This window comes from Methanosarcina sp. 2.H.T.1A.6 (genome assembly GCF_000979455.1).
GTDB lineage: Archaea > Halobacteriota > Methanosarcinia > Methanosarcinales > Methanosarcinaceae > Methanosarcina.
This window is the reverse complement of record NZ_JJOY01000005.1, coordinates 96,628-113,069: the sequence shown is the minus strand read 5'-3', so window position 1 is coordinate 113,069 and position 16,442 is coordinate 96,628. Positions and strand designations below refer to the sequence as shown.

General features: G+C 40.7%; 15 protein-coding genes. 12 read left to right on the top strand and 3 right to left on the bottom strand.

All coding sequences use genetic code 11. From position 1 onward, the window contains the following. Positions 1–66 precede the first annotated feature (66 nt). The 5 genes from EO98_RS01290 (at position 67) to EO98_RS01270 (ending at position 6,320) form a co-directional block, all read left to right on the top strand. Complete coding sequence (locus EO98_RS01290; RefSeq protein WP_048143055.1) at positions 67–324, top strand: PRC-barrel domain-containing protein; 258 nt, start codon at positions 67–69, stop codon at positions 322–324. Between the two features lie 20 nt (positions 325–344). Next, positions 345–1,076, top strand: coding sequence for a tRNA(His) guanylyltransferase Thg1 family protein (locus tag EO98_RS01285; protein ID WP_048143053.1), 732 nt, complete (start codon positions 345–347; stop codon positions 1,074–1,076). A 39-nt stretch (positions 1,077–1,115) separates the two neighbouring features. Then, positions 1,116–2,069, top strand: coding sequence for a tyrosine--tRNA ligase (locus tag EO98_RS01280; RefSeq protein WP_048143051.1), 954 nt, complete (start codon positions 1,116–1,118; stop codon positions 2,067–2,069). Positions 2,070–2,244: 175 nt separating this feature from the next. Continuing rightward, positions 2,245–3,417, top strand: a complete 1,173-nt coding sequence (locus EO98_RS01275) for a hypothetical protein (RefSeq protein ID WP_048143049.1) — start codon at positions 2,245–2,247, stop codon at positions 3,415–3,417. 725 nt (positions 3,418–4,142) lie between these two features. Then, positions 4,143–6,320: a CARDB domain-containing protein gene (locus tag EO98_RS01270; protein WP_235283903.1), complete on the top strand. Its 2,178-nt coding sequence runs from the start codon at positions 4,143–4,145 to the stop codon at positions 6,318–6,320. A 77-nt stretch (positions 6,321–6,397) separates the two neighbouring features. Here the strand turns inward: EO98_RS01270 and EO98_RS01265 are convergent, their stop codons facing one another. Then, the gene (locus tag EO98_RS01265) at positions 6,398–6,754 is read right to left on the bottom strand and encodes a DUF5518 domain-containing protein (RefSeq protein WP_048143045.1); all 357 of its coding nucleotides are present in this window, start codon (positions 6,752–6,754) and stop codon (positions 6,398–6,400) included. A gap of 648 nt (positions 6,755–7,402) precedes the next feature. Between EO98_RS01265 and EO98_RS01255 the strand changes: the two genes are divergently transcribed. From EO98_RS01255 to EO98_RS01225, 6 genes are all read left to right on the top strand, one after another. Next, positions 7,403–7,822, top strand: a complete 420-nt coding sequence (locus EO98_RS01255) for an HIT family protein (protein ID WP_048135827.1) — start codon at positions 7,403–7,405, stop codon at positions 7,820–7,822. A 193-nt stretch (positions 7,823–8,015) separates the two neighbouring features. Then, positions 8,016–8,243 (top strand): sulfurtransferase TusA family protein, encoded by a 228-nt coding sequence (locus tag EO98_RS01250; protein ID WP_048135830.1) that lies wholly within the window; start codon positions 8,016–8,018, stop codon positions 8,241–8,243. A 19-nt stretch (positions 8,244–8,262) separates the two neighbouring features. After that, a complete protein-coding gene (locus tag EO98_RS01245) occupies positions 8,263–8,682 on the top strand; it encodes a DsrE/DsrF/DrsH-like family protein (RefSeq protein WP_048135831.1) in 420 nt (139 codons plus the stop codon). Between the two features lie 151 nt (positions 8,683–8,833). Then, entirely contained in the window at positions 8,834–9,988 is a 1,155-nt protein-coding gene (locus EO98_RS01240) for a cysteine desulfurase family protein (protein WP_048143043.1), read from the top strand. A 77-nt stretch (positions 9,989–10,065) separates the two neighbouring features. Next, positions 10,066–10,728, top strand: a complete 663-nt coding sequence (locus EO98_RS01235; RefSeq protein WP_048143041.1) for an iron-sulfur cluster assembly scaffold protein — start codon at positions 10,066–10,068, stop codon at positions 10,726–10,728. 1,105 nt (positions 10,729–11,833) lie between these two features. Next, the gene (locus EO98_RS01225; RefSeq protein WP_048143039.1) at positions 11,834–12,529 is read left to right on the top strand and encodes a class I SAM-dependent methyltransferase; all 696 of its coding nucleotides are present in this window, start codon (positions 11,834–11,836) and stop codon (positions 12,527–12,529) included. Positions 12,530–12,690: 161 nt separating this feature from the next. Here EO98_RS01225 and EO98_RS01220 read toward each other — a convergent pair whose 3' ends face one another. Both EO98_RS01220 and EO98_RS01215 read right to left on the bottom strand, forming a co-directional pair. Beyond that, complete coding sequence (locus EO98_RS01220; protein WP_048135837.1) at positions 12,691–13,560, bottom strand: winged helix-turn-helix domain-containing protein; 870 nt, start codon at positions 13,558–13,560, stop codon at positions 12,691–12,693. 854 nt (positions 13,561–14,414) lie between these two features. Then, positions 14,415–14,603, bottom strand: a complete 189-nt coding sequence (locus EO98_RS01215; protein ID WP_048143037.1) for a 4Fe-4S binding protein — start codon at positions 14,601–14,603, stop codon at positions 14,415–14,417. An 820-nt stretch (positions 14,604–15,423) separates the two neighbouring features. On the opposite strand from EO98_RS01215, the gene EO98_RS18985 reads away from it, so the two are divergent. After that, positions 15,424–16,299, top strand: coding sequence for a hypothetical protein (locus tag EO98_RS18985; protein WP_048143035.1), 876 nt, complete (start codon positions 15,424–15,426; stop codon positions 16,297–16,299). Positions 16,300–16,442: the final 143 nt, after the last annotated feature.

Sequence of the window (16,442 nt, the reverse complement as noted above, 5' to 3'; positions counted from 1 at the left end):
AGGAAGATATTTAAATAAATTTAGGATGCATAGATAACTTAAATTAATTAATAGAGCTGGGATATAATGCGCGAAGAACTCACATCACTCTTTGGCCTAAGCATATACACAAACAACGGTGTTTATGTAGGGAAATTGCAGGACCTTGTAATTGATGTAGAGGAACAGAAAGTAACAGGACTTGCTGTTTCGGACATTAACAGGGAACTTTTTGATCTAAGCAGCAGAGGTATTATTATTCCCTACCGGTGGGTTATAACAGCAGCAGACATTATAATAATCAGAGACGTTATCCAGAGATACAAAAAGAGGAAAGAAGACTGAATGGTCTTTCGAAAAGTCATATGAAAAACCGGGAAATCTATGCTGAAATGCGCTGTATCCCGCCAGTGGTCTTGCGCGCTGACGGCAGGAATTTCAAAAATACACTTTCAGGCCTGGGCTTTGAGAAACCCTATGATAAAACCTTCGCCAGAGCGATGGCGAACACTGCCGAACTCTTCATCGAAAAAAGCGGTTTAAGCCCTCTTTTTGCCTATACTTTTTCAGATGAAGTCAGTTTTCTTTTCGCAGACCTTCCTTTTGACGGCAGGGTGGAAAAAATAGATTCTGTTGTGGCGAGCTTTCTGGGAAGTGCCCTTACGATAGAACTGCGGCTTGAAGAACCCATAGCTTTTGATTCCAGATTGGTAGCTCTTCAAAAAGAGGAAATTCCTGAGTACTTTCACTGGAGGCAACTGGAAGCCTGGCGCAACTTTGTGGCAGCCTGGGGATACTATGCCCTCAGGAACGAAGGTGTGGGGAAGAATGAAGCTGCAAAGTGTCTGAAAGGAAAAAAAGAATGGAAAATTCATGAGATGCTTTTTGAGAGAGGCATCAATCTTGCGGCGCTTCCTGCCTGGCAGAGGAGAGGAATCATTATATCAAACGAAGAATATGAAACCCATGGTTTCAATCCGGTATCTGGCAAAGAGGAAAAATCCCTGCGAAGAAAAATAACTCAGAACTGGGAAATCCCGAAATTCAAATCCGAAGAAGGGATACCGTTTTTAGAGAAACTTATTAATAGAAACTGAAGTGTTTCAGAATAAAAAAAGAAAAGGAATGTAGATGTAATGGACAGACTTGAGCTTATAAGAAGAAATGTTCAGGAAATTGTTACCGAAGAAGAATTGGAAGGACTCCTTAAAAATAAAGAAACCCCCCGTGCTTACGTAGGATACGAACCGAGCGGAAAAATCCATATGGGGCATGTCCTTACCGTAAACAAATTAATAGATTTGCAAAAAGCAGGATTCAAAATCACTGTCCTGCTTGCAGATGTACACGCTTATATGAACAAGAAAGGCACTCTGGAAGAGGTCAAGAAGATTGCAGACTACAACCGGCGCTGCTTTATCGCTCTCGGGCTTGATGAAGTACAAACTGATTTCGTTTACGGGTCAGACTTCCAGCTGGGAGCCGAGTACATGTTAAATGTGCTCAAACTTTCAAGAACAGTCACCCTTAACAGGGCAAAGAGGAGCATGGACGAAGTAGGGCGTGCAATGGACGACCCGACAGTTTCCCAGATGGTATATCCCCTGATGCAGGCTATTGATATTGCCATGCTCGGAGTGGATGTGGCGGTCGGAGGGATTGACCAGAGGAAAATCCACATGCTTGCCCGCGAAAATTTAAAGAACCTCGGATTTGAAGCACCGATCTGTATTCACACTCCTATTCTCCTTGGGCTTGACGGAACCAAGATGGCTTCTTCAAAGGACAATTTTATTTCAGTAGATGATACGGAAGAAGAGATCTACAAGAAGTTTAAGAAAGCTTTCTGCAAGATAGGAGACGTAGAAGAAAACCCGATTCTTGCTCTTTTCCGCTATCATATCATCCCAAGATACGAAACAGTTGTTATTGAAAGGCCTGAGAAATTCGGTGGAAACCTCACATACCACAGTTACGCTGAGATGGAAAGTGACTTTATAGAAGAAAAAGTCCACCCAATGGACCTTAAAAATGCAGCTGCAAAATATATAAATGAGATTCTGGACCCTGTCCGAAAAGTTCTTCTATGAATTCCGGAAGGGTAAACCCCTTCCAGAAAATTTTAGAAAAAATCCGGGGTGAAGGCACATTCTTATGGGGAGTAGGACGTCACATAAAAATGCCTGAAGATCCTGGATAAAATGTTATATAGCTATAAGGCATAGAATATTTGGAAAGTTAGTTCAGATATCCAGGGTGCTTTTTATGAAATATGTTTACCAGGACTCTACGGAACTGCCTGTACAGAGGGATTTCATTGAAGATCTGAAATCATACATAGACATAACTGCCCGAGTAATCCCTCTGGAGAATTCCATAATAGAACTTAAGTGCAAAAATAAAGAAGCACTCCATGAATTGAACAACAGAATAACTGGAATGAATATCTTCGAAGAGAAACTCAGCTCATTGGTTAATAAATTAATAAAAGAGATAGGTACAGAGGATTTAGTACCCTGTGCTGACTCAATTCTGATCACCTGCAATGAAAATTTCGGGCGAAAGCATGAAATTCTTGAAATAGAGTCCAGAAAAATTGAAAATGGAACCGCTCAGGAGTGTCAAAAAATTGAGAGCAAGGTTCTTGAGGTTCTCAATCCTTTTTTGATCTCAGGAATATATGGAGCCAAAAAGAGATTTGAGCTTTCCAGCAGTATAAGCGGAGTTTCAGGGGAAGTAGAAGGTTCGGTTTCAGGCTTGCAATACTATTATAAACTCTGGTTTACAGAAGAGCCTCTGACAGTAGAGAGGCTTATTGATAGCTTGAGCCTGCCGGGATGGACAAGGACAGGAATCCTGCGAAAAGAAGAGAAAATAAAAATGCAGGACCTCTCCGAGTTTCTCGTAAGTTCCCTTGAATATGACAGCGAAAGAAATATCCGTCTTGTTCTTGAAAATAAAAAAGCAAACCGGAAGTTCAGGATAGAAGGCAGCGGGCTCAAGTACTTTGTATATGAAGATGATAAAGAGATTACTGCCGACAAAGAGCTTGGTGCTCTTATAGATATGAAGGTTCTTGCTAAAATTCCGGAGAAGATCCAGAATTACCTCCGGACAAATATCCGAACCTATACCCTTTCAAAAGTCCTGCTTGACGAAGAAGATGCCGTCTCTACAAACCAGATTTTCGACTGCCTGAAAGTAATTGCCGAACAGTACGGTGTGATCGTCCATGAGTGTCTGACAAAAGGGCTTAATAAAGAAGAAATTACCATCAAAATGGAAGAAGCCGACGGAACAAGAACTGAAAAGTATATCTCAAAGGCTGAAATGTATATCCGTCTTTCCGATGTAGGAAGCGAAGGCGTTGAGATTGCCGAAATACTTGGCGTGGACAGTAGGGCTCAGATTAAGGACAGTAAATACCTGATCGTCTAAGTCTTTTTAAACGTTATCTTTTTGGAGTGTTTATATACATTACATTTTAAATAATATATTTTGTAAATTATATTATATATATTATATGTAATAGGTAATATATTACGTTGTATACTGTTCGTTTTATAGTTTACTTTTTCATTTCTATTTTAGAAATCAATTCTTTAGACTTTTTCTCTCCTTCTATCGCTTGCAGATTTTAGATAGTACAACTCATGAGCTGTAACATCTGGAGAAAGGAGAAATAAAAGGGCATCTACTACGGAATTTTGATACATTAATGAGCAGCTGTAATAGATTCAAAAAGAAAATCTTCCGGGATTTGGTTAATTGGATGAAATAAACAGATATAGATAAATTTATATTATGTTAGGTTTGAACCTGCAAGAACCCAAAGAGAAAAGCCTCAAGAAGGCTGATACTCGAACTGCCAAACTTTTTTCAATGATTAGATAATTGAAAGTGTCGAGCCTTAAATATGAAGCAGGAGAAGTAACGTATTGTACGAAGTAACCCTCGTTCAAGGTATAAATATTTTGGATCAGGAGTTTACCGGAAAATTTATTCCGAGATAAAAATAAGAAACTTAATTTCGATGAATTATATAGCTACTTGTTAATAAGCTACTGATGTACCAGAAATTTATATTCATAGATGTGTGGGGACGGAGGCTAATAAAAATGAAAATAAGTTTTTTTCATTATTTGATTTATTTGTTGATAATAATGCTAATTCCTGGAATTATGCCTGTTACGGTTGCTGCAGCTGAGGACATACCTTCCGAGGATGACGGAAATATAACTATTTTACTGCCTGACCTGGTAATTGAGGATCTTTTCTGGAACCCGGTTAATCCAGAAACCGGAGAACAGGTGACCATCACAGCAACAGTAAAAAACCAGGGAGATGCAACTTCAGGAACAACAAATCTGGTTTTTTATAGCAACGGGAGTCAGATAGGAGAAAGCTCAGTCCCTGAAATAGAAGCTGGAAACAGTGAACAAATATCGTTTTCATGGATATCGGAAACTGAAAGTACAGTGGAGATAAGTGCAAAGGTAGATGAAAAAGATTCAGTGGAAGAAAGCAATGAGGATAATAACGTCAAAACGGCGGGGTTTATAACTTTCAAAAAGAACAGATTCCCGGACCTGATAATAGACACTCTTGAACTCCCTGAAAATCCCAGCCCAGGAAAACATCAGAATATATGGATAAGTGTGAAGAACCAGGGAACATCGGCATCACAAAAGACAACTCTGACACTCTACATTAACGGAAGTGCTGTTAACTACTGGAATGTGCCCAGGTTATCCAGGGAGGAAAGCAACTATGCCTTATATACATGGTTTCCGATAGAAGAAGGATCTGTAGACATAAAAGCAGTTGTTGATGAGGGCTACCTCGTAGATGAGAGCAACGAAGAGAACAATGAAAAAACATCCACCGTAACAGTAGCAAAAGAGTTTATTCCTGACCTGATAATTGAAGATATCGTGCCTGAATCGGCTGAGGGTGAACTCGGAAAGACCCTGAACCTCACCCTGAAAGTAAAGAACCGGGGTACGTACCCCTCTGAGGAAGTCCGGGCAAAATATTATATTAACGGAACCGCCCCCACACAGGATGATATTCAGATTCCAGCTCTTTCAAGAGGTGAAGGAGCAGATGTCATCTTCTCTCTTGTCCCGGATAGAGAAGGACAAATGGAAGTAAGAGTAATTATTGACTCTGGTTCAGACGTTCATGAAAGTAATGAAGATAACAATCAATTCACAAAAATTATAAACGTAAAAACCATACTTCCGGACCTTATAGTAGAGTCGCTTTCTTTAAACCCGGAAGCGCCCAGAGTAGGAGATGACATTAATTTCACAATATCAATAAAGAACAATGGGCTCAGGGACTCGGCAAGCAGCGAGCTAAAATATTATATCAACGGGAATAATGTAACTCAGACCGGTAAAGTATCGATGCCAGCAACTGCCGTAGGGGAAACCACAAAAGGTACTCTTCACTGGGTTCCTGAGGCAGAAGGAAACATAAATGTGAGAATGGTAGCAGATGACGGAAATGCCATACGTGAGGAAGACGAAACAAACAATGAACTAACCAGGACTGTAAGTATCTCCAAACAGACTACTCCCGGCAATGAAGGAAGCTCCGATTCCAATTCAGGTTCCAGTTCCAGTAGGAAAAGCAGCAGTATGGGAAGTGGCGTTTCCAAAGAGCCAGCTAAGAATGTAGAGGTCAAAGAGCTTGATACAAGGAACATTATGAGTGGCTACCATGTCAAATATGATTTCGCGAAAAACGTCACATGTATCACATATATCGAGTTTGACCCGATGAAGACCTTTAAGAAAACAACAGCAACCGTAGAAGTGCTTAAGGGAAAATCCATTTTTGTAAAGAAGCAGCCTCCTGGCAGGATATACAGGCAATTAAACATCTGGCTGGGAAATAAAGGAGCAGGGCTTCCGGCTTCCCTTAAGAACAGCTATACAGGGTTTAAAGTTGAAAAGGAATGGATAAAAAACAACAGTGTTGATGAATCCAATATAACCCTTCTGTGGTACGATAGCAAATGGCAACCGCTAAGCACCAAAAAAACAGGTGAAGACAAAAACTATGTTTATTTCAGGGCAAAAACGCCTGGTTATTCTTCATTTGCAATAAGTGAATATACGGGAGAAGAGGGAACTGTAGAAGGAGATGAAGATGGAATACAGGAAACTCTGAGAAGCTGGAACGGCGAAGGGAAGGCAATCCTGAACAGCAGTGCAGAAAGAGAAGGCGGCACAGGAAAAAAGCCGATGGGAATGGCTAAAATACTTCTTGCTATTTCCCTGCCTCTGTTTATGATCATTGCAGAGTACTTTGTTCTGAAGAAAAAGATCTGAAAAGATTCCTTTTCTTCAACCCCTATTTATTCTATGCTCAAAAGAGACAGATTTTTAACTCTTAAACATACCGATTTTCAGACCAGTTTTCTTCCAGCCAGAAGAGCCCCGACTACAGAGCCAATAATGCCTGTTATCGCGGTATGAGCTATGATAACTATTGTAATTATGAAAGTAGAGGCTGCTACAAACCCCCCAAGGACAGGGGCATCCCGCAGAACGGTCACAAGGACTCCCCCAAGAAGAAAGCCAGGGATTATCATGAAAACCGTCATAAGGAATCCGGACTTAAGCCCTCCTCCAAAGCCTCCGTCTGCATAATAACCCGCCAGTAAGCCTCCCAGAAAAGGAGCTACTGAGTTTACGACCGGAATAAAATAAAAAATTATAGTACAGACCATACCTATTAATGCGCCACTTATGGTTCTACCCATTGTTTAGACCCCCATGTTAAAGCAAGTCGAACCGGAAATTAATATAAATTTGATTTGATAATTATTAAGGATATAGTTGGCCCTCATATTAAATATATAGCTGAACCATTATACGTCACTTCCAAAGAAAGGAATTTTTATAATTATACCCTCAAATTTTTTTGCAGAACTCAAGGACTAAACCTGTAAATTCATTTTTAAGCTTGAGTCCCGGAAGAGAATGAAGCCAGTATAACGGAGACGCTGTTTGCAGCAATTATTGCAGGATCGTCTACCTGGATTCAGTAGAACAGCCAGAGAACCATGCAAGAAGTCGAGCAAAGCAGCATTAGAAGAGATATATCTTTTGTGGATTTCGTTGTCGGGGCGTTTATAAGCGGAGGGGAAAAAGCTATAGTTGTCAGGGCACCTGCAATATAACCGATCATATTGATTTTAATCTTCCGGATTCTGATTCGAGGCTAAAAAATGGATTCCAGGGTAACTTTAGAATAGATAAAATAGAGTTGGCATCCGGATTGTAATAAAAACTTATTCAAGAAACAGAACCCTGAAAACAGAACTCTGATAACAGAACTCTGATAACAGAACTCTGATAACAGAATCCTGATATAAGTGTACCCTCCTAAACCTTTATGGGGATACCGTATGACAGAAAACTGCCTTTTTTGCAAGATAATATCAGGGGAAATCCCTTCAAACAGGATATATGAGGATGATGCCGTTTACGCATTTCTTGACATTTACCCGGCAAGCGAGGGGCATACGCTCGTTGCTCCTAAAAAACATTTCAGCAATTTTACGGATATGAATGCAGAAGACATTGCCCTGCTTTTTGAAGCTGCAAGAAAAGTTACTGCTGCGGTTGAGAAAGCATTTTCAGCAGAAGGATCGAACGTCGGCATAAATAACGGGGAAGTAGCAGGACAGGAAGTTCCCCATGTACATGTACACGTTATTCCAAGAAAAAAAGGGGATGGAGGACGAGGAATAAAATCAATTGTATGGACTGAACCCGATACTACCAATCTGGAAGAAGTTGCGGAAAAGATAAGAAAAGCCCTGTGAGGAAAAAGAAAAACTTTAAGTAAAAAATGACACCGGCAAAAGACAGGTGAATAACCAGAGAGAAGAGACAGCTCCGGGATAATATTTTCAATACGAAACGATAATATATTTTTTGGAATATAGTGAATTTAGGGGAAGAAGGCATAGTTATCTTTAGAAACCTTCCATTTCTCTTACTTTGGGGGTAAGAACAGTGGCAGAGCTGGAAGTAGATGTTAGAGGGCAGACCTGCCCGGTCCCGCTGGTAGAGTGCAGAAAAGCATTCAAAAGAGCCTCTCCAGGAGACCTTGTAATAGTAAAGGGCACGCATCCGGCATCAAAAAAAGAGATTCCCATGGCATGTGAGGCGATGGGACTCAAGGTGCTGGAGATCGAAGACAAAGAGGGAGGAAAAGAGTGGGAGATAAAGATCCGGAGGTAAGCCCGGAAAAGGAGTGGAAATGGGGGAAAAAGCAGTTATTGTCCTGCATAGCGGGGATATGGACAAGGTATACAGTGCGCTCATAATAGGAAACGGAGCCCTGGCAATGGGAATGGAAGCCTCCATATACTTCACTTTCTGGGGGCTCATGCGGCTTAAAAAAGGGGAACTTGAAAAGGGGCCGCTTTCCAAAATGAATATGATGGGCATGGGCAGGCAGATGATCAAAAAGAGGATGGATAAAGCCAATGTAGCTTCCCTTGAAAGGCTGATGAGTGATTTCAAGGAACTTGGCGGAAAGATCATAGCCTGTGAAATGACCATGGAGATAATGGGCATAACAAAAGAAGAGCTTCGAACGGAATTAGTGGACGAATGGGGAGCTGTTGGCACGTATATCCAGGAAGCAAGAAATGCAAACATAACTCTCTTTATCTGATCCAGAAAGGATTTCCGGATTTAGAATTGTCATTTTAGTCCGGAACTTGTGGGTTTTGCTTCGATTCTTAAACCTCATCACGTCCGTTTCGGTTGCGAATCTCAATATAAATTGAGTTTAATCTGAGGAGGGGGAAGAGATATTTGAAAATATGATTTATCTTGACAATGCTGCATGTACCCGGCTGGATGAGAGGGTGCTTGAAGCAATGAAGCCTTACTTTTTTGATACTTATGCAGTAGCGACGTCTGAGTTTGGTTATTCTATGGGCATCGATGCAAAGGAGGGGCTGGAAAATTCCAGGGAAGGTATAGCTTCAAGGCTTGGTGCGGATTCCGAAGAAATTGTGTTCACTTCAGGGGATACGGAATCAAGCAACATGGCGCTTAAAGGAGCAACCTGGGCCCTTAGGGAAAAGAAAGGCAAGCATATTATCGTCTCGAAGATAGAGGATTTTCCGGTATTAAATACGGCAAAAACCCTCCAGAAGCAGGGCTTTGATGTAACTTTTCTGGATGTGAATGCCGAAGGGTTTGCAGACCTTGAAGGGCTCAAAAAAGCAATTACAAAAGAAACCGCCCTTGTCTCGATCCAGTACGCCAATCAGGAAATAGGGACTGCCCAGGACCTTAAGGCTATTTCTGAGATATGTGAAGAAAAAGACGTGCTCCTGCATACCGATGCTACCCACAGCTTTACCCGGCTTCCCCTTAATGTGAAGGAATTGCCCGTAGACCTGGTGACGTTGTCCGCCCATACAATTCACGGACCCAGAGGAATAGGGGCACTCTATGTCCGGAAAGACACGCCCATAACTAAATTCATGGACGGGGGCTTTCAGGAATTTAACATGAGAGCAGGCGTGGAGAATATTCCCGGAGCCGCAGGTTTTGCAACAGCTGTGGAGCTTGTAACTGAAGAAGAAAACCGGCAGCTCGAAGCTATGAGGAATCGGGTAATTGATAGAGCCCTTTCCGAAATCTCGGAGGTCACCCTCAATGGAAACCGCAAAAAACGTCTGCCTCAGAATGCAAACCTGACTTTCCACTATGTAGAGGGCGAATCCGTAACTCTGCATATGGATATGAGAGGATTTGCAGTTAGCACGGGTTCGGCCTGTTTTTCCCGCTCCCTTGAAGCCAGTCACGTGATAAGAGGAATTGGTGGAGACCATGAGAGGGCTCACGGCTCGGTACGTTTTACTTTCGGGCGTTACAACCGTATGGAGGATGCGGATTCGGCAATTGATGCCATGAGTGAAATTGTGGCAAGGCTCAGGGAAATAAGTCCGCTTGCGAAAAAATGAGCTGAAAGAAGGAGAAAAGAGAACACGTAAAAAAGGCAGGAACAGGCAGGAAAAGAAAAGGAAAGGGAGAGAGGAAGATGAAAGTAGAAAGGAAAGGTGAGACTATAAAGTTTCCTTATAGCGAAAAAGTGCTGGAGCATTTCAGGAACCCGCATAATGTAGGGAAAATAGAGAATCCTGATGGAAAGGGCCTGGAAGGAAGTCCGGCATGTGGGGATATGGTCGCCGTATATATAAAAGTAGAACCTGAAACAAAGGTTATTGAAGATGTAAAATTCGAATCTTACGGGTGTGCTTCAAATATTGCCACAGGATCTGTAATCACAGACCTTGCACGGGGAAAAACTCTGGATGAAGCAAAGAAAATAACATGGAAACAGGCTTCTGAAGAACTGGGAGGGCTTCCTCCGATTAAAGCCCACTGCTCCGTGCTTGCAGTTGAGGGCCTGCGTGCTGCAATCCGTGACTACGAGGAAAAGCATGGGCTTGTTACTGAGAAAGAGCCTACAACTGAAGATGTTATCCGGCGGAGGCTCAAGCACGTTATGAATCCACTAACCGGTCTTGACATTATCCGCACGAATCTAATCCTTAAAACGAGTGTCGAAGATGGAGTAGTAAGGGTGGTTGTTGACCTGCCTGCGGACCACCAGTTTGCTTCGGCAATAAAAGAGGATGTAATGGAAAAACTGGGAGCTTTGTGGGATGTGGAAAGAGTGGACGTAGTGTTTACAGCCTGAATAGGCTCTGCATTACACCTGTAGAAACACCTGTAGAACCACCAGTTGAAACACCAGTTGGAACGCCGGCCCAAATGGAAACCTTTGTTGGGGAAAGAAAAAATAAAGGGTACGTGAGAGGAAGAAAGCAAAGCCACTTCCTGGAGGGTCTGGTTCCGAAAACACAGAAATTTAGTTCTTCCCGACTCAAAAAATGAATGGATATAAAGCCTTATTTTTTCTTTGCCCGGACAGGGCTCACAAATCAGGACGTTAGAGATAAAAACCAGATAGCTTGAGCTCATTATCTTCATAACTAAGACCTGTTACCCAAATCCATACCCTTACGTAGTTTTCGAGTTTTAATTAAAGTGGATAGAAATTAATCCTCTATCCTGCAAAGCAAACAGACCTGCAATCAGCTGGCGCTTATCCCGGGAAGTGTGCAGCCCCGGGAGATGTCCATCAGGAGAGAAAAAAGAACAAACTCTTAAAACCGAGAGGTGAACCAGGGAGGAATAAGAAAATTCAAGCTAAAGGAATAACTAGAGAACCGGAGATAATGTGGAATCTCAATATCAGCAAAGATGGAAAGTTTTACCAGGAAAATTACATGCTCTTATTTCCCAGGTATGTCAGTGCCATAGATGAAGAGTGAGAAAGTTTTCTCCTTTAAAAAAGAACTCAAAAACCAAACCAGTTTTCAATATCCAATATAAAATGTCGCTCGAGGGAGAAATTTTCTCTCGGGCAAACCTCCATTTCATTTTATTCTGTAGTAGTGAGAAATAGGTTTACGTCCGTGAAAGCCTGAATGATTAAATCTTTTTTATCAGGAATAGGTTTACATCCGCGAAAGCCTGAATGATTTACTTTTTTTATCAGGATAACTTAACCATCATTTAGTTCATTATAACTGAATCCTTTTTTCAGTTCAGAACAATTCACTCTTTTTTAGTTGAGAATACCTTAAGCCGTTCTGATTAGAATGATTAGTAGAAGATTAACCCTTTCCTATTCGCTTTCTGTCCACTTGATAATAAAATAGACAGTTATATTAAAAGTCCGCGTATAAAATAGTAATAATGAAGATCAAAGGGAACTCAACCAGAAGGAAGTGCATGAGATGAATCTGGAAGACACGGGTAGTGAAAAAGTAGAATACGGCACGGAAAAAGAAATCCTTAACGAGCAGCAGCCTCACTGGGAGAAAGTGTTTTCAAACACCTGCTCGAGATTTGGGGACAAGCCAAGTTATCCTGCCAGAAAAGCGACATCTGTTTTTGAAAAAGAAGGAAAACAGAAAATCCTGGAACTTGGAGGAGGTCAGGGAAGAGATACCTGCTTTTTTGCCAGCCGGGGTTTTTCAGTCCATTCGCTCGATTATACTGAAAGCGGGCCAAAAGCGATAAAAGAAAAAGCTGAAGAAGCGGGATTAGGGGAATATGTTACAGCCCTCAGGCATGATGTAAGAAATCCTCTTCCTTTTGAAGATGGGACTTTTGATGCGTGCTATTCTCATATGCTTTACTGCATGGCCCTGACCACAGAGGAACTGGAATTTCTCTGCAAGGAGATTAAAAGGGTACTCAAGCCAGGTGGAATAAATATCTATACAGCCAGGCACACCGGAGATGCCCATTACGGGACCGGAAAACACAGGGGAGAAGACATGTACGAAATTGCAGGTGGCTTTATAGTGCACTTTTTCAGCATAGAAAAGGTTGAGCACCTTGCAAAAGGTTACGGGAGCTTCGAGCTGGAAGAATTTGAAGAAGGCGAGCTCCCAAGAAAACTGTACCTGGTAACAATGCGAAAATAAGGGCAAAGAAAGACAGGCGGGGAAAAGGGGGTAGAAGAACTCCATAAGACTGCCGAACCCGGAAGGACTTTCTGCTATACCTTCTTTAAAGGCAGGAGAACAAAATCAAAAAACAGAGTTTCAAAAACGTTCCAGCCTTAAAAAGAACGAATCGAGAAAACTCAGAGAGAAAAAACCTGCCTGGAATTCTTTTTGTAATATATAAAAAGTTCTTCTCCCCATTTTAGAGCACCGGGCTCAAAACTTACAATGTATTGACGGTCAATTCGTTCATTTTTATCAAGTAGAGAAAGCGCAAAGACCTTATCGGTTACTACCAACATCATCGGTTTTTCTTCGCCCTCAGATACAAAAAAATGAGAATTTTCACAGTTCAAAAGAAGCTGTACCTTCTTCTTGTATTCCGGAAGAGCCATGTTAAGAACCGAACTGTCACTAAAAGGTGTGGCTGAATCAGAGAGGCACTCGTCCCGGATACTCTCGAAAACCGATTCCGTAAGGATAATTGTAACATCAATACCCATTTCAATTAATTCCAGACAGAGCAGATGGTAAGCTGGATGAATGGCAGAAACAAATACCATAATGCGGGAAGAGGCCAGCATACATTTTACAATATCTTCCTGAACTTTGAATATATGAGATAGATCGGGTTTCAGGACCTTACACTGCCCCAATTCTCCGATTCTTGTGAGAAAATGAAAAGGAATTGAACTCAAATCATGTTCGGACCAGAAATCCCTGTTTTCCTCATATATCTTAAGGGTGTTTAGCAAAAACTGTGCATTTGTGGCTATAACTATCCCCATTTCAGAAAGAGAATATACCCCATCTGTCTGGATAACCAGACCCAAATCAACCAGTTTTTTGATCTGGGGAATCATTGACTTCCAGGGAAAATCAAATGCATTTTTGATCTCGTCACTGCTTTTAGGACCCTCCTCTTTTAACAGCAGAAGAAGGTTCTTTCTTTTTTCAGAAAGGAAAATTGCGTCAAGCAACGAAGAACTGGTACCAGAAACTTGGCTCATGGGTTTGTCTCACTTAGAATATATTATAACAAAAAGTTATAAGTTCACTGGAAAATCCTCAATAAATTCAGGATAAATCCCATACTATTCGAAACTCATAACAAAATGGATAGGTTCCAAGGGGAGTTGTCATGTCCAATGCCATTGGAATATTCTAATCGCAAAGTAAAAATCTTCATCGTTTTGGTTATATATGAATAGGAATTATATAAACTAGACAGATAGAAATATTATTCTATTGTCGTTTCGATTGGGTGAATTTTAAGATGTGGTAGATACGCTGTGGTTTTCTTCAAGAGCTGTCGAAAAGCAATATACTCCCTCCAAGGAAGATGCTGTTGATGAAAACGCCTTATCATCAATATAGTTCTAGAAGCTCTGAGGTAAAACCTACAGCTAATACAATTCTGAATTTAATACAATTCTGAATTTAATAAAATTCCGATTTTAATAAAATTCCGATTTTAATAAAATTCCGATTTTAATAAAGCTTGAAGTCTCATCTGCTCGTTTTTGTTGCAGGAACTAATGGTTGCCTTAGCAATATCATGCGTAGTAAACATATCCAAGCTCATTGCAAGAATAATATACTTATTTCAAATATAAAAATGTTGCATTATATCCAGAGATGACTATAGAAGCCAGTTATAAGAGAAATCCGCCAGCGCTGTATGTTGCCGTTGCCCGAGACTTTTTGGATACATATATGCTTGATGTCTTGAACAGGTCTCCGAACGATAATACAATGGATCATAATTATTGGGCGGTATCTCGGATCTTGCAACAGCACTTTTTCCATGATGTTGCCAGAGCCTGTGGAATTTATTCAGATGCAAGTTCCACGATAAGAAGGATTAGAACCTAAACATATCAAAAGAGTAATCCTGGCTTGTAGGGCATTCAGATGCAACACAGAAGGCTTCGTATTCGGCATGTATGGAAGGAACTCCGCTTTCTCCGGGCATAATTATGTTTTCCGGGCAGATAATGGAGCAGATTCCGCATGCTGTGCACTTTTTAGCATCAAAAGAAATAAGGCTCATTCTATGTACCTCTTTTCATACTATATTCTTAATCCGACTATTATCTATCTATTTAATCTGACTTTTATTAATCAAATTAGTGATATAGTTAACTGAGCCATAGATAACTGTGCCGATGATGAGAAATCAGGAGTCGGGTATAGCAGGAATAGTTGGATATATAACTGGCAGCTCTAATCCCTGATCAGGCCATTCAAATTGCTCTGTTACAGGCTTTAACGGACTCATTTTAGACTAAAGTTGAAATCTATCCAGCTTTGCTGAGAATATAACTGGATCAATTTCTACCAGAGATCCTTTAAAACTTTGAAAATGTACTCGTTTTTGGGACCATTCGTTCTATATTAAGGAAGTTTGGAAATTTTTGATTGAACTTCCAAATTTCCAAAGCACCGATGTTTTGATACGAAGGCGAATTTTAGTAAGCCTTACGAATTTTGGCGTGATTTTGAGGTTCTACAAGCTGAAAAGGTGGATATAAGCATCTGAGCGGAGGAGGATCGCTTTTATATAAATATTTGAATGTTGATGTAGCGGATGCTCATATATATATACTTGTATATACTTTTTAGCCGAACTCTCTAACAATCAAAGATTCAGAGTAATTGCAGACTCAAAACAGGTATGAAAAACAGATAGTTTGATGATCTGGCCAGAAAACTTATAAGGAGTTAGATCGAAGGGATTTAGGGAGTTCAGAAGTGCTTTCCAGGTACCGCCCGAACTCCACAAAATACGCCCTAAAGGCATGAGTTATGTTAGCTTTGCGTGTATTTAAGCTTGCTGAGTCTGCCTCCTAGGGAATAAGGAGGATAAAATAATGACTAAGAAACTTAAAATAATTGCAATGTTTATGGCAGTACTTCTTGCAAGTATTGCTTTTGTGCCGGCTGTTACGGCACAGGCTGATGGACTTTCTTCGGTATCTTCTGACCAGAAAGGAAAAAAGATTATTGAGAAAACGCCTGAATTCAAAGAGATTGAATTTACTGACACCACTACAATAGTACAAGTCGGAGACATGCTCATATCTTTTGAGTCTAATTCTAATTATACTGAAGCAAAAATGGAATTGAAGAATCTGACAACTAATGAAGTAACCACCTTTAATTATGAAGTTTCACAAGAAGCTGGAAAATACAAGACTGATGTATACATCGAAGGGAAATTAGTTAACACAGTGACTTCAGAGTACAACCCTATTAAACCAGGTGAAACTAGCAAAATACTAGAAAAACCCTCTAGTCAGACCAATCTTTCACGTGGAACAACACTATATGATTGGGATGGTGTAACGTTCATCAAGGGATCTGGTATAAAATATAACCATCCAGATTATACTACATATGATGCGTATGATTATGAGGCCTTTTATATAGATGGCGATGTACTTACCCATCATCATATTAACAAATATGATTCAGCTGCGATAGCTCAGTGTGCCCCAATTGTTGCTGGAGCGACAATTGGTTATTATGTTGGAAATATAGTTGGTGGAGTTGCTGGAGGACTTTTGGCAGCTATGTTGACTTCACAAACTAGTGAAGCACTTCTTGATGAACAGGACTGCATTTGGTACTGGGAATCTGACACATGGGCTCCCGTTTACCTTGCTGGGATGTGGCGAACAGTGCCTCTATACTTTAGAGTTTCTTCTTACACTTTATGGAACAGCTTAGACATATCAAACCCATAAACATACACCATGAATGAGGCAACAAGAGGACGAAATTTAAACAAGTTCGTCCTTTTATATTTTTTGAATTAGGTTCTCTCGTACTTCAAATCTAAGTTAATAGGACTTACGGCCTAAACTATAAAAATCAACAGCAATAAACT

Bases quoted from the DNA above. Each gene is read 5' to 3' on its own strand.
- EO98_RS01290 (WP_048143055.1), top strand. From the start codon at position 67: ATGCGCGAAGAACTCACATCACTCTTTGGCCTAAGCATATACACAAAC.
- EO98_RS01285 (WP_048143053.1), top strand. From the start codon at position 345: ATGAAAAACCGGGAAATCTATGCTGAAATGCGCTGTATCCCGCCAGTG.
- EO98_RS01280 (WP_048143051.1), top strand. From the start codon at position 1,116: ATGGACAGACTTGAGCTTATAAGAAGAAATGTTCAGGAAATTGTTACC.
- EO98_RS01275 (WP_048143049.1), top strand. From the start codon at position 2,245: ATGAAATATGTTTACCAGGACTCTACGGAACTGCCTGTACAGAGGGAT.
- EO98_RS01270 (WP_235283903.1), top strand. From the start codon at position 4,143: ATGCTAATTCCTGGAATTATGCCTGTTACGGTTGCTGCAGCTGAGGAC.
- EO98_RS01265 (WP_048143045.1), bottom strand. From the start codon at position 6,754: ATGGGTAGAACCATAAGTGGCGCATTAATAGGTATGGTCTGTACTATA.
- EO98_RS01255 (WP_048135827.1), top strand. From the start codon at position 7,403: ATGACAGAAAACTGCCTTTTTTGCAAGATAATATCAGGGGAAATCCCT.
- EO98_RS01245 (WP_048135831.1), top strand. From the start codon at position 8,263: ATGGGGGAAAAAGCAGTTATTGTCCTGCATAGCGGGGATATGGACAAG.
- EO98_RS01240 (WP_048143043.1), top strand. From the start codon at position 8,834: ATGATTTATCTTGACAATGCTGCATGTACCCGGCTGGATGAGAGGGTG.
- EO98_RS01235 (WP_048143041.1), top strand. From the start codon at position 10,066: ATGAAAGTAGAAAGGAAAGGTGAGACTATAAAGTTTCCTTATAGCGAA.
- EO98_RS01225 (WP_048143039.1), top strand. From the start codon at position 11,834: ATGAATCTGGAAGACACGGGTAGTGAAAAAGTAGAATACGGCACGGAA.
- EO98_RS01220 (WP_048135837.1), bottom strand. From the start codon at position 13,560: ATGAGCCAAGTTTCTGGTACCAGTTCTTCGTTGCTTGACGCAATTTTC.
- EO98_RS01215 (WP_048143037.1), bottom strand. From the start codon at position 14,603: ATGAGCCTTATTTCTTTTGATGCTAAAAAGTGCACAGCATGCGGAATC.
- EO98_RS18985 (WP_048143035.1), top strand. From the start codon at position 15,424: ATGACTAAGAAACTTAAAATAATTGCAATGTTTATGGCAGTACTTCTT.